Source organism: Collinsella aerofaciens (assembly GCF_015556945.1).
GTDB lineage: Bacteria > Actinomycetota > Coriobacteriia > Coriobacteriales > Coriobacteriaceae > Collinsella > Collinsella aerofaciens_AO.
In genome coordinates this window covers 24,616-38,021 of sequence record NZ_JADNNH010000008.1, presented here as the reverse complement: position 1 = coordinate 38,021, position 13,406 = coordinate 24,616, and the positions used below count along the sequence as shown (strand labels likewise).

At 58.6% G+C, this 13,406-nt stretch carries 13 protein-coding genes; 10 read left to right on the top strand and 3 right to left on the bottom strand.

The features are described 5' to 3' along the window. Positions 1–44 precede the first annotated feature (44 nt). A complete protein-coding gene (locus I2F59_RS03645) occupies positions 45–1,823 on the bottom strand; it encodes a PTS lactose transporter subunit IIBC (protein WP_195503281.1) in 1,779 nt (592 codons plus the stop codon). A gap of 285 nt (positions 1,824–2,108) precedes the next feature. On the opposite strand from I2F59_RS03645, the gene I2F59_RS03640 reads away from it, so the two are divergent. Both I2F59_RS03640 and I2F59_RS03635 read left to right on the top strand, forming a co-directional pair. Next, entirely contained in the window at positions 2,109–3,110 is a 1,002-nt protein-coding gene (locus tag I2F59_RS03640; protein WP_195503280.1) for a LacI family DNA-binding transcriptional regulator, read from the top strand. A 138-nt stretch (positions 3,111–3,248) separates the two neighbouring features. Next, a complete protein-coding gene (locus I2F59_RS03635) occupies positions 3,249–3,449 on the top strand; it encodes a hypothetical protein (RefSeq protein WP_195503279.1) in 201 nt (66 codons plus the stop codon). On the opposite strand, the gene lacG is transcribed toward I2F59_RS03635, so the two are convergent. Together lacG and I2F59_RS03625 are read right to left on the bottom strand one after the other, a co-directional pair. Further along, complete coding sequence (gene lacG, locus I2F59_RS03630; protein WP_195503278.1) at positions 3,446–4,885, bottom strand: 6-phospho-beta-galactosidase; 1,440 nt, start codon at positions 4,883–4,885, stop codon at positions 3,446–3,448. The genes I2F59_RS03635 and lacG overlap by 4 nt on opposite strands. Before the next feature lie 66 nt (positions 4,886–4,951). Further along, positions 4,952–6,727, bottom strand: coding sequence for a lactose/cellobiose PTS transporter subunit IIB (locus I2F59_RS03625; RefSeq protein WP_195503277.1), 1,776 nt, complete (start codon positions 6,725–6,727; stop codon positions 4,952–4,954). Between the two features lie 357 nt (positions 6,728–7,084). Between I2F59_RS03625 and I2F59_RS03620 the strand changes: the two genes are divergently transcribed. The 8 genes from I2F59_RS03620 to I2F59_RS03585 all read left to right on the top strand — a co-directional run bounded on the left by I2F59_RS03620 (position 7,085) and on the right by I2F59_RS03585 (position 13,338). Continuing rightward, positions 7,085–8,089: a LacI family DNA-binding transcriptional regulator gene (locus I2F59_RS03620; RefSeq protein WP_195503276.1), complete on the top strand. Its 1,005-nt coding sequence runs from the start codon at positions 7,085–7,087 to the stop codon at positions 8,087–8,089. Positions 8,090–8,327: 238 nt separating this feature from the next. After that, positions 8,328–8,642 carry a PTS lactose/cellobiose transporter subunit IIA gene (locus I2F59_RS03615; RefSeq protein ID WP_229065321.1) on the top strand — a complete coding sequence of 105 codons (315 nt, stop codon included), beginning with the start codon at positions 8,328–8,330 and terminating at the stop codon, positions 8,640–8,642. 267 nt (positions 8,643–8,909) lie between these two features. Beyond that, positions 8,910–9,671: a hypothetical protein gene (locus tag I2F59_RS03610; RefSeq protein WP_195503275.1), complete on the top strand. Its 762-nt coding sequence runs from the start codon at positions 8,910–8,912 to the stop codon at positions 9,669–9,671. Beyond that, entirely contained in the window at positions 9,656–9,940 is a 285-nt protein-coding gene (locus I2F59_RS03605) for a hypothetical protein (RefSeq protein ID WP_195503274.1), read from the top strand. Before I2F59_RS03610 ends, I2F59_RS03605 begins: the two co-directional genes overlap by 16 nt. Before the next feature lie 307 nt (positions 9,941–10,247). Continuing rightward, positions 10,248–10,676, top strand: coding sequence for a galactose-6-phosphate isomerase subunit LacA (gene lacA / locus I2F59_RS03600; protein ID WP_006234830.1), 429 nt, complete (start codon positions 10,248–10,250; stop codon positions 10,674–10,676). Between the two features lie 63 nt (positions 10,677–10,739). Beyond that, a complete protein-coding gene (lacB, locus tag I2F59_RS03595; RefSeq protein WP_006234831.1) occupies positions 10,740–11,264 on the top strand; it encodes a galactose-6-phosphate isomerase subunit LacB in 525 nt (174 codons plus the stop codon). Between the two features lie 203 nt (positions 11,265–11,467). Next, positions 11,468–12,349, top strand: coding sequence for an aldose 1-epimerase family protein (locus tag I2F59_RS03590; protein ID WP_195503273.1), 882 nt, complete (start codon positions 11,468–11,470; stop codon positions 12,347–12,349). A gap of 53 nt (positions 12,350–12,402) precedes the next feature. Next, the gene (locus I2F59_RS03585; RefSeq protein ID WP_055285435.1) at positions 12,403–13,338 is read left to right on the top strand and encodes a hexose kinase; all 936 of its coding nucleotides are present in this window, start codon (positions 12,403–12,405) and stop codon (positions 13,336–13,338) included. Positions 13,339–13,406: the final 68 nt, after the last annotated feature.

Below are 13,406 nucleotides of genomic sequence, written 5' to 3'. Positions count from 1 at the left end.
AGAGGTGCCCGAACCGGGAATCCGGGCACCAACAGAGGGAGGAACTAGTCGAGGTTCTCGCGGAGCCACTTGATGGCGCCAGCGGGGTCGCGAGTAAGGTCGATATATTCCTTACCGCGGGGAGCGAGCAGCTTAATGCCCAGGCGATCGGTGTCGGCCTTCATGTCGTTGTAGTAGCTACGAACCTGCGGGGCGAGCACGATAACGTCGTACTGATCCATGATGGCAGTGTGCTGGCCATAGGCGCCTGCGGAGGAAGCGATGTTCTCTCCGGTCTGCGCAGCACCTTCCTTGATGGCGTTGGCGAGCATGGCAGAGGTGCCGGCGCCGGCGCACAGGACGAGGACCTTCAGGCCATCGACATCCTTCTTAGCGGATGCGTCGGAGGCGGGCTCGGGCTGATCGGCGACAGGCTTGCTGTCGGCGGCAGCGGCGGTCGGCTCGACGGAAGCGGCGGTCTGCTCGACAGCGGGCGCAGAGGTGCTGGCGGTGATGGTGGCAGCACCATCGGACTCGAGACCCAGCTCGGCGGCGCGCTCGGCCTCCTGGTCGCAGAGCAGCTTATCGTATGCCTTCAAGAACGGCAGGTAGATGATGGCGTCCAGCAAGATGATGATCGCGACAAATACCAGGGCGATAAGCTGGAAGTTCGTGGTGATGAAGATGCCGATGGGGGCAGGGGTAGCCCAAGGCACCACGAAGGAGAAGCCGTTCATGCCCACGTTGTCGATAAAGAACTTGGCAACACTTACGTTGACGCAGCCGGCGGCAACAAAGGGGATGAGCATGTAGGGGTTAAGGATCATCGGCGCGCCAAAGAGCAGCGGCTCGTTGACGGCGAAGGCAACAGGAACAATCGAGGCCTTACCGACGGCTTTGAGCTGCTTGGACTTCATAAAGAGAATCAGCAGAAGCGGCACGATGAACGTGGCGCCGGTGCCGCCGAACTCACCCACGAGCGACATGTTAAAGGTGAGGGAGTGGGCGGGGTGGCCGCCGGCCAGCAGAACCTGCAGGTTCTCAGCCTGGTTGGCAAGACGGATGGGGTCGATGCCCGGCTGGACAATCGAAGGACCATGGACACCGATGAACCAGAAGAACGCGGTGGCTGCCTGGATAAGGATAAGGCCAGGATAGTTTTCTGCCGCAGTGAAGAGCGGGGAGAGCAGCTTGATGAGCAGCTCGGAGAACGGAACGCCCATGAGGTTGCGCACGACGACATCGATGATGCCGCAGATGATGACAGCGCCGCCAAAGGGGATGATGTCGCGGAAGTTCTGAGCGATGGCGCCCGGAACCTCCTTGGGCAGCTTAATGGTCAGATCGCGCGAGACGCAGAACTTATAGACCCACACGGTAATGAACGCGGCGATATAGGCCGAGAACAGACCGCGCGTACCCATGCTGGTGCAATCGAAGACAGAAAGCTCGGAGCCGTTGAACTTGGTGGTGAACTGCGTAACAGCGAGCAGCAGCATGCTGCACTGGGCGGCAACCATGGTGGAGCCGTCGTTGAGCACCTTGCCGGCGGGCATGCGACGGTTCATGGAAGCCGTGAAGTTCTTGGCGGTGGTGCCGGCAACCATGATGCCCATGACGCCCATGGTGAAGTTGTACAGCTTGTTGCACCAGTCGATGAGCGGCTGGGGCAGCGTGATGCCAACTACGCCGGGAAGGGTGGCGATCAGCAGAAAGATCGAAGAGGTAAGGACGATGGGCATGCACCCAAGGAATCCGTCTTTGATGGCCTGGAGGTAGATGTTCCTCGAGATCTTCTCGAAGAACGGTTGATGCTTCTCGAGCATCTTTACGATGGCGTCCATAGAGCTCCTTTGCTACTTGATGCGCGATGCATGTGAATGGAACTGGTCGTCGATGGATGGTCAGGACTGCCCGGAAACCTTCCTGCTCAAGGAAGGCATTGCGAAATGACAACGTTGTCATTTCGTTAATGACAACGTAAGACATTTTTCGAAGAGCAACAAGGATTTACAGGTGAACGGTCGATATCGTCCGATAAACGGCTGATTTATCAGTCAGGCAGGTAGTGTATGCTAGAACACAAAAAAACAAGCGATGCAAAACCGACTGGAGAAGTAGTGGCAACGATGGACAAGAAAAATGTCTCAATGAACGATGTGGCGATTGCTGCGGGTGTTTCTCTCAAGACGGTTTCGCGTGTGATCAACGAGCCCGATAGCGTGCGAGAGTCGACACGCGATAGGGTCCATGCGGCCATGGAGGCGCTTGGGTTCCGGGCGAACTTTGCCGCGCGTTCACTCAAGTTGGGTCGTTACGGGTGCATCGGCGTGGTGCTGTTCCACTTGTCGGGCGGTGCCGTGGACATGATTGACGGTATTGCCGATGCCGCCGAAGAGCGAGGCTTTGCGCTCACGATGATTAAAAAGCGGGCGGGGGAGAAGATGACCCTTGCCGAAGCGGCACGTAGGATGTCGCAGCTTCCCGTCGACGGCATGATTTTCAACCTGCGCCAGATGGTCGATGACTTTGATACCTTTGAGGCGCCGAAAGACCTCAAGACGGTGATTATCACACCGATGGAGCATCCTACCTGCTCCACCGTCAGTGACGATCAAGAGGGCGGCGCTCGTATGGCGTGCGAGTACTTCTTGAATCGCGGGCACAAGAACGTGTACTTCGTCTCTGGTAAGGAAGAGTCGCTGTCGAGCCAGTGCCGTATGAAAGGTTGGCGTGCGGCGCTCGAGGCGCGTGGCATTGAGCCGCCCGAGCCTCTGCAAGGCGATTGGAATGCGGATAGTGGCTATGCCGCGGGCCTTGTGCTTGCCGATAAACCCGATTGCACGGCGGTCCTCGCTGCTAACGACTGCATGGCAAACGGCGTGATGATGGCTCTACGTGACAAAGGGCTCAGTGTGCCCGACGACGTGTCCGTGATCGGCTTCGACGATGAACTCTATAAGACGATTCCCAACTCGATTCTGACGTCGGTAAAGTTTCGCCACCGCGAGCTGGGCGTCCGTGCGCTTAACGAGGTCGTCGCAGGTCTGGAGGCCCCGAGCTCCAGAAGCCGTACGCTCGTCTCGGGTGTGCTGGTCGAGCGTTCCAGCGTAAAGGACTTGCGGGCGTAGACGTGCTCGGCCTGTTCGTCTAAATCTGTAACAGCTAGGACCCAAAAACTCGGCTAGATGTTATAGATTTAGACAATTCGGTCCGGCTTATTCCGTTTGTCTCGATCTGTAACAACTAGACGGTCAAAAGTGGTCTACATGTTACAGATCGAGACAAACGGCCCGCCCTCGGTCCGCCCAAAAACAAAAACGGCGGATACGACCAAGGATGCTGGAGCATCCACCGGGAAGGTCGTATCCGCCACACGGAAAGAGGTGCATGGACGCAGCGCCCATGCGATCGGGAATGGTGAGGTGCACGGCAGCGTGATGGTTACGGCGGCCGATGGCGTTAACTAGTCCAGACGACGGGTCTGCGCCACGTGCTTATACCAGTATGCGCTTGCCTTGGGCGTGCGCTTTTGGGTTTCAAAGTCAACGTAGAAGAAGCCGTAACGCTTGTTGTAGCCATTGGTCCAGGAGAACTGATCCTGCAGGCTCCACAGGAAGTAGCCGCCCACGTTGACGCCAACCTCCATGGCCTTGAGCAACCAGCGCAGGTGCTGCTCGATGTAGTCGATGCGCGGCTGGTCGTCCACAAAACCGTCCTTGTAGGGGTCCTTGTAGCCCATGCCGTTCTCGGTGATGAAGATCTGCTTGTAGTTGGGGTAGCGCTGCTTAATGTAGACGAGCAGATCGAACAGGCCCTCGGGATAGATGATCCAGTCCCAGTCGGTGGTGGGGATACCAGGCTTGTTCACATGCTCGCCAATGCCCTTAACGCGCCAGCGGCCAGTGCCCTTCTCGCCCGTACCGTTGTGGTGCAGGTCGTTCTCGCCGTCGTAAGCCTTCAAGAAGCGGCACTGGTAGTTGTTAACGCCCAGGTAGTCGTTGTAGAGCGCTGCCTCGCGCATGATTTCCAGATCCTCGTCCAGGATCTGGATGGTGCCGCCCGAGACGGCAGCCAGGCGGTTGGCGCACTCGAGGGTGTCGGGCGCGTAGTCGCCGCGGAACGTCGCGTCGAGCAAGAACTGGTTTTGCAGCACGTGCTCGTTGTTGGCGGCCTTGATGTCGGCGGGGTCGTTCTCGTTGAGCGGATACTTAAACTCCAACGACTGAATGACGCCGATCTTGCCCTTAAAACCGCCGTTGTGGAAGGCAAGCACAGCCTTGGCGTGGGCGAGCATCATGTTGTGCTCGCACTGGAAAGCCTCGGCCAGATGCGCCTTGACGCCACCGGGGAAGGTGCCCTCGATGTAGGTGTTGGAGGCGTCGGCCCAGATCTCGTTAAAGGTGAACCAGTAGGTCACCTGGTCGGCGTACTCCTTAAAGCAGAAGGTGGCAAAGTCCACAAAGGCGTCGATGGTCTCGCGGTTGAGGAAGTCGCCCTTCTCAAAGAGGGGCAATGGCGTATCGAAGTGATGCAGGGTAACGAACGGCTCAACATGGTGCTTGTGGCACTCGGCGAAAAGGTCGTGGTAGAACTGGACACCCTCGGGGTTGATTTCGCCGGTACCGTTGGGGAAGATGCGGCTCCAAGCGATGGAGAGGCGAATGCCGTTGATGCCAAACTCCTCGCAAAGCTCCAGATCGACGGGGTACTGGTTGTAGAAGTCGGAAGCGGGATCGGGGGAGAAGCGGCCCTGGGCCTCCAGGAAGTCGTCCCAGGCAACCTTGCCCTTACCGTGAGTGCGGGTCTCGCCCTCTACCTGGTAGGCAGCGGTGGCGCCGCCAAAGACAAAGTCCTCGGGAAACTGCGCAGGCGGGTTGGTGACGCTGGCGGGGTTAACGGACATGATGATCCAATCGTCTAAATCGAAGGGCCAGCCGGCTGCTGATGGTCGGCTGGCCCTGGGCGTTACTTACTTCGAGAGTTGCTCGGAGACGAAGGCGAGAGACTTGTCGCCGTTCTGGGAGAGCTCGATGTACTGCTTGCCACGGCAGGCGACGCACTTGTTGCCCACGCGCTCGCAGTCCTTTTGCAGATCGGCCAGATAGCTTGCGGCCTGCGGGGCCAGGACGACCAGGTCAAAGTCGGGGAGCATGTCGACGTGGTTGCCATAGGCCTCGGCAGCGGTTTCAAGATTGATGCCGCGCTCCTTGGCGGCCTTGGCCAGCGCGTTGGCGAGCAGGCCCGAGGTACCGCCACCCTGGCAGAGTACGAGCACGCGCTTGCCGTTGAGGTCACTGGCGGTCGTTGCCTCGGCAGCGGGTGCTGCAGAAGCGGCGGGAGCGTCGACCTTCACGGCCTCGGCAGCAGCGCCAGCGGCAACGCTCTTGGCGTCAGCCTTGCCCTGGAAGGCATCGTTGAGCTTGGCGGCCTTCTCGGCGTTCTTGGCGGCGAGCTCCTCCTCGGAAATCTCGGCCTCCTCGGCGCACTTCTGGGCGTCATAGGCACGGAAGAACGGGTAGTACAGAACAAAGTCGACGACCAGGATAAGGGCGAGCATCACAAAGGCGAGCGGCTGGAAGCCCAGGCCCATGATGGTGCCGATGGGGCCGGGGACGGTCCAGGGCAGGGTGTACATAAAGCCGTTCATGCCCAAGAAGTCGATAAAGATCTTGAGGATCCAGATGTTGGCGATCGGGGCAAAGACAAACGGGACAAAGAAGACGGGGTTGAGCACGATGGGCGCGGCGAACAGCAGCGGCTCGTTGACGGCAAAGCACACGGGGACGATGGCGGCCTTACCGACGGCGCGCATCTCCTGAGACTTGGCCAGGAAGCAGAACATGAAGACCAGGACGAGCGTGGCACCGGTGCCGCCCATGCAGACGACGAAGTACTGGGCACCCTGGGTCAGGACAGCGGAAGCGTGCTGACCAGCCTGGAACGCAGCCAGGTTGTCCGTCATGTTGGCAACGAGGGCGGCGGCGATGGCGGGCTCGACGATCGAGGGGCCGTGGACGCCCACGAACCAGAACAGGCTCATGGCGCCGTAAATTACAGCGAGGCCAATATAGCCGTCGGCAGCGGTGAACAGGGGCTGGAACACCTGGATGACGCCCTGGGCAAAGCAGAAGCCAAAGGCAGCACGGAAGACGATGTCAAAGACCCAAAAGACGGCGATGCAGACGGAGAAGGGGATGATGTCCTTAAAGGTCTGCGAGATGTTGGGCGGAACCTGCTCGGGCATCTTGACGGTGATGTTGCGCTTAATGAAGAACTTGTAGATGATGCCGGTCACAAACGCAGCGATAAAGGCGGTCAGCAGGCCTTTGGAACCAAGGTAGGTGGTGTTGAAGCCGCTGGCAGCGTCCGTGGCGATGGTGTCGCTCGAAAGGAGCAAGAAGCCGATGATGGCCGCGCACATGCACGAGATAAAGTTGATCTGGTTGTTCTTGGGCAGATCGCGGTTCTGCGCGTCGGCGAAGTGCTTGGCCGTGGTGGCGGCGCAGGCGATGGCCAGGATGCCCATGGAGTAGTTGTAGCACTTCCACAGGGCGTTGTTGATGTCATCGGGCCAGTAGAAACCCCAGATGTTGGGGACCGAGGCTACCAGGCAGAAGATGGACGAGAAGATGATGATGGGGATGACGGAGATAAAGCCGTCGCGAATCGCCTTGAGATACTTGTTGCGGGCGATCGCGTTGAAAAAGGGCTGGCCCTTTTCGATGATGGCGATGAGTTGCTCCATGCAATGCTCCTAAGAGTCGGTGGGTTAGCAACGATGGTAGCTTTTGGCGTTCAGTTGCCAAAATGTTGACGTTGCCATTTTGCGACACAAAAAAAGACACGAACCGGTGGTTCCTGTGCCTGCGAACCGTCGATTCCTTATGCGTAAACGTTTGAGCCGCCCGGTGGCTCTGTGTTTGCACAATGGCAACGTTAACATTTGGGCGCCAAAAGCCGTTTGGGGAAGTAAAAATGTCGGTGAACGGTAGGTTTTTGGTGGTGAGCGTATGGTGGGGGAGGCGTTGGATATACTTGAAGGCGTTAAAAATGACTGCGTAGGGTGCCACCAATGGCATCGTCGACATAGAAAGATCGACCTATGGCCGCTGTTAAAAAATCGGTTTCCGTTAAGGATGTGGCGCGTCTCGCGGGTGTCTCGGAGCAGACAGTCTCGCGTACGGTGCACGATTCGCCCAGCGTGCGCCCCGAGACCAAGGAGCGCGTGCGTGCCGCCATGCGCGAGCTGGGGTATCGCCCCAATTTTGCCGGTCGATCGCTGCGCCGCGGCAAGTTTAAGACCGTCGGCGTCGCCATGTTCAACATTACCGGTACCGGCAACCTCGACCGTATGGAGGGCTTTGCTGCCGCCGCCGATAAGCACGGCTACGCCATTACCCTCACGAAAGTAGATGGGCATCCGTATACCCTCGAGAGCGCATCGTCGCGCATGAGCGCACTGCCGGTGGATGGCATGGTCGTGATCATGAATCGCATGCCGGCGGACTTTGGCACCTTCGAGCCGCTGCCCGGCATGCAGACGGTGCTCGTTACGATGTTGGAGCACCCGCTCTGTTCAACGGTCGATAACGACCAGTTCGATTGCTCGCGCCAGGTGGTCGAGTACTTGCTGGAGCGGGGGCACAAGACTGTGCACTTTATCTCGTGTCCCGAGCGCTCGCTTTCGGGCATGCGGCGCGAGGAAGGCTGGCGCGAGACATTGCGCGCGCATGGCATTGAGCCACCGCGACTTATCCGTGGCGATTGGACGGCGCAGAGCGGATATACCGCAGGTCAGGCCCTGGCGGATGATCCGACCTGTACTGCCATCTATGCCTCCAACGACGCCATGGCCTACGGCTGCATTCGCGGACTCGAGTCGCGCGGAAAGCGCGTGCCCGAGGACGTGAGCGTGGTGGGTGTTGACGACAGCCTGGGCGATATCGTGCCCGACCGTCGCCTGACCACGGTGCGCTTTGACAACAAGCGCGTCGGCATGTGGGCGGTCGACAAGATTGCCGGCGCCGAGGGCGTTGAACCCGGTGTGGAGCACATGCTGTTTCCGGGCGTGCTCGTCGAGGGCGATACGGTGCGCGATTGGCGCTAGAGCGCGGGTCTGTTTGGGTTTCCGCTAATTGTGTTCGATATTGTTCAAAACAGTTTAAAAACCGTTCACGGGTGAATAGTGACCGTTCATAGCTCAAAAGTACGTTTTGCGCTGTTCTTTTTTGTTTGAATGTTAATGTTTCTGCTATACACAACGCAGCGCGTATGCCCGGACGCGATGCTCTCCATTGGTTCATATGTGAAAGGAACGCAATATAGCAACCAAAGAAGAAATCTCGATGGTTGGATTCGAGATTGTCGCATACGCAGGTGACGCCCAGACCGATCTGCTTGCAGCGCTCGATGCTGCTCGCGAGGGTGACTTTGAGAAGGCCGAGCAGCTGCACAAGGATGCCAGCGATGCACTTATCGGCGCCCACGACACGCAGACCAAGCTGCTTTCGCAGGAGGCCGGCGGTGGCGAGATGGAGATGACCTTCATCATGGCTCACGCTCAGGACACTCTCATGACCACTATGATCCTGGAGAAGCAGGCCCGCTTTACCATCGATGCCTACAAGCGCATCGCCGAGCTCGAGGCCAAGCTCGCCTAACGAGTCCTCACAACCAAGCCCCTTCCAAAAGCCCTGCCGCAAACTCGCGACAGGGCTTTTCTGTTTACCCGGCACTTGGGGACGTTCCTTATCTGCCGGCAGTTAGGGACACTCCTGCCATGCATTTGATCCTTAGTCATTGGGGACGTTCTTAAACGACTAGTCATTGGGGACAGTCTTGGTGCGCTCCGTTCGTCCTTCCGTTCGATTTTTGCTCGGTGGGTATACTTCCTTTCGCATTAAACGCCGGAATGAGGAGGTATCCAAATGCCGGACAACGGATTGATTCAAAAAAGAGACGCGCACGAGATGGCTCATGGGCGTCCTGTCCAGATAACCGAGCGCACGACGGTAACCGAGCTGCAGCCCAGCCTGTCCGATGTCGTGTGCGCAAACAAAAAGCTGCAGATTGGCTTTATCGTTGCGCTCGTGGTGCTGGCGCTGCTATCGGGCTTTGTGGCTCGTCCGCATTTCGCCGATACCAAAACTTGGGACTCCACCATCGAGGTCATCGATCAAAAGAAGGGCAACGTTTTGGCGCTCACGGCTTCATGCGTTGCTCTATCTGCGGGTATTACGGCGCTGCCGGGTGATACGGGAACGCCGGTTGCCGAGCAGCTCGCACAGCTTTCAGGTAACCTTGGTATCGTGCTTGCCGTGCTATACCTAGAGAAATATTTGCTCACAATTTTGTGGTCGGTTGGCTTGGGCATCTTAATCCCGCTTGCGTTGGTGCTCTTTGCGGTGTCGCTCGGCATTCACGGGCGCTGGAGCACGAGCGCTGTCCTGCGCCGTGTGGCGACGCGCGTGCTGGTGGTCGCCATGATCAGCATGGCGTTGGTACCTGCAAGCGTATGGGTGTCGCAAAAGGTCGACGAAACGTATCGCGTAAGTATTGAGCAAGCTGAGCAAAAGGCTGCGGACGCTGCGGACGCGGCCGACACCACGGACAAGTCAGCCGAGACCAGCTCAAAATCGAACAAGAAAAATCCGAGGCCACGGAGTCCAAAAACGTGCTCGAACAGTTGACTGATGGGGCATCGAGCCTTGTTACGTCGGTGACAAGCGGCGCCAAGCAGATGACCGACGAGATCGTGCAGCAGGTGACCGATCTGATTGAAGGCGTCATCGTGATGATCGTGACCTCGTGTGTGATTCCTCTACTGGTGCTCGTGGCGTTCCTATGGCTGGGTCACGTGCTGCTGGGGATTGATATTTCCGGCCCGGCGAACTATTTGACGGGCCGTTTCTTGAGCGCTCCTTCCAAGCACGTCAAAAAGGGCGGGCAGTCCGAGTAGCTAAAACAGCTGTATATACCGGGGAATACCGCCGAAGGGCGGCCGAGACACGTTCTCGGCCGCCCTTTTGTTTGTTGAACACATGGTCGCTACGTCCGCGCCGGGTCCAAACGGTCAGCAATCACCTGTGAACGGTATTTGTTCAAAAAAGAACAAAGATAAACAAATAATTCTTGCAGTTGATGTTCGAATGTGTTCAAATAAACACGAACAGTGAAGAACCGCACATTCAGATGCCCGGACCTGAACGCGATTCAACACTTCCAAACAGAAACTACGCACCTGCGTATCTCTCAAGGAGGATGTCATGAGGGTTGTAATCGCTTCCGATGCCGACGGTATGTCGATGAAGGAGTCCATCAAGGAGATGCTCATCGCCGACGGTCACGAGGTCGTCGACTATTCCGAGACCCCTGCCGCGGACTTTGTCGATTCCGCGACCGCCGTTGCCAAGGACCTGCTGGAGCACAAGGATTCCCAGGGCTTCGCATTCGATAAGTACGGCGTCGGCTCCTATATGGCCGCCGTCAAGATAAAGGGCATGGTCGTCGCCAACATTTCCGACGAGCGTTCCGCCTACATGACCCGCGAGCACAACGGCTCGCGCATGGTCACCATGGGCCCGGGCGTTGTGGGCACCGAGGTCGCCAAGAAGATCGCCCGCGAGTTCCTGCGCGCCCAGTACGCCGGCGGCCGTCACCAGATCCGTGTCGACATGCTCAACAAGATGGCCTAACGAGAGCCACCGAGAACTCGAACTTCTACCTCAACTTGTGAATTCAGACGAAAGGACGTTCTGATGAAGAAGACCATCGCAATCGGTTGCGACCATATCGTTACGGACGAGAAGATCTATCTGGCCGACCGCCTGGAGCAGGCTGGCTACAAGGTGCTCGACTGCGGTACCTACAGCCATACCCGTACGCACTATCCCATCTACGGTAAGGCCGTGGGCGAGGCTGTTGCCAGCGGCAAGGCCGACTTTGGCGTGGCCCTGTGCGGCACCGGCATTGGCATCACCAACGCCGTCAACAAGGTTCCCGGCGCCCGCTGCGCCCTGGTTCGCGACATGACCTCTGCCCTGTATGCCCGTCGCGAGCTCAACGCCAACATCGTGGGTTTTGGCGGCAAGATTACCGGCGAGTTCCTGATGGCTGACATCATGCTTGCCTTCCTGGAGGAGCCCTACGAGAAGACCCCCGAGCACGATGCCCTGATCGCCAAGATCGATGCCTGCAACAAGGCCGACGCCGAGGCTCAGGCTGATCCGCACTTCTTTGACGAGTTCCTCGAGAAGTGGGACCGCGGCGAATACCATGATTAGCGGGTATCCGGCGTAATTAACTAGTCCGTTGACGGCTCGCGTTTCTGTGAGGGGGCGCGAGCCGGTTTTCTATCAGCCCAATTGGCCCAGCGGGCTGGACGTGCATTGTTCTTTTGTTTGCGGCGCTGCCTCATTACCTTTCTGCTCAAGGCACGACGTTCACAATGGATCGTGCGAGATGATATGTGAAGGAGAAGATTCCCATGGAGTTTGTTCTTGATAACGGCTCTGTCCGCATTGCGTTGAGCACGGCTGGCGGATCGTTCACTTCTATTGCGGCCGACGGTCGCGAGTACCTGTGGCAGGGTGACCCGGCGGTCTGGTCGGGCCAGGCACCCATTTGCTTCCCGATCTGCGGCGGCCTTCGTGACGGCCGCGCGATGACCATGGGCGGCCGCGAGGTCAAGCTTGCCCGCCACGGCTTTGCTCGCAAGCAGGAGTGGAAACTCGAGGAACAGAGCGACAATATGGTTGCGCTGAGCCTAAGCTCTGCCGACCATGCCGAGTTGCTCGAGCAGTACCCGTATCCGTTTAAGATCGTTGCTCGTTACACGATCGATGCGGCTAAGGTGGCCGTGTCGTACGAGGTGACCAATGAGGGCACCGAGGACATGCCGTTCTTTGTGGGTGGCCACCCTGGCTTTAAGTGCCCGCTTGACGAGGGCGAGTCCTATGACGACTACGAGCTCCATTTTGATCAGCGCGAGGCCGCCGAGCTCTGTACTGCCGTTCCTTCGACGGGTCTGATTGATGTTGAGCATCGCAGCAAGAACCCCATGATCGGCCAGAACCTGCCGCTTACCCATGAACTCTTTGACTTCGCGGAGACCATCTTCGACGTGCTCGAGAGCCGCGTGGTTACGCTGACCAAGAAAACCGAGGACAAGAGCGTGCGCCTGACGTTCCCCGATATGCCGTACCTGATTGTGTGGAGCAAGCCCGAGGGCGACTTTGTGGCTGTTGAACCGTGGGGTGGTCTGTCCACCTGCTCCGACGAGGACGATATCCTGGAGCACAAGCGCGGCTGCCTGGTGGCCAAGCCGGGAGAGACCGTCACCCGCGGCTTTGAGATCGAGATCCTTTAACGAGTTATCGTATGTTTGGGGCGGGTTATGCCGCCCCGGAACAGGAGTTCAACATGATTCTGACCGTTACCATGAACCCGTCGATTGATACGCGCTATCAGCTCGACAAGCTGATCATCGACGATGTTAACCGTGTGACGCCCGAAAAGACCGCTGGCGGCAAGGGCCTCAACGTGAGCCGTGTGCTGCTGCAGTTGGGCGACGATGTGCTCGCGACCGGTCTGCTCGGCGGCCACATGGGTGCCTATATGGCCGAGCTTATGGATGCCGACGGCGTCAAGAACGACTTTGTGCCCATCGCCGGTGAGACGCGTATTTGCCTGAATATTCTGCACGAGGGTAATCAGACCGAGCTGCTGGAGAGCGGCCCGCAGATCGCCCCGGCCGAGCTCGAGGCCTTTACGGCCAAGTTCGCCGAGCTTGCAGCGAAGGCGGACGTCGTGACGCTTTCGGGCTCGCTGCCGCGTGGCGTCGATGCCGGCTACTATGCCGAGCTCGTCAAGATCGCCGAGGAGGCGGGCGCCAAGGTGCTGCTCGACACCTCGGGTGCATCGCTGGAGGCCGCGCTTGAGTCCGACGCTAAGCCTGAGCTCGTAAAGCCCAACCTGACCGAGATTAACGGCCTGCTGGGTACGTCCTTTACGACTGATGATGTCGATGCCCTGCGCGAGGCGCTCGCCGCCGATGGCCGCTTTGCCGGTATTCCCTGGGTTGTCGTCTCGATGGGCGCTGCCGGTTCGGTGGGCTTCCATGAGGGTCGCGCGTTCCGCGCCAAGACGCCCGCGATTGCGGCTGTGAACGCGACGGGTTCCGGCGACTCGACCATCGCCGGCTTTGCGCATGCCATTGCTGCTGGTGCCGATGACGTCACGGTCCTCAAGACCGCCAATACCTGCGGCAAGCTCAACGCCATGGATCCCAAGACCGGCCATCTGGTCATGGATCGCTGGGACGAGGTCTACAACAGCGTTGAGGTAACGGAGCTGTAGGGTTACGCGGTTTTACCAAACCGCGTAACGGGTCGACGCTCCAAACGCCCCTAAGCGGCAATCTGACG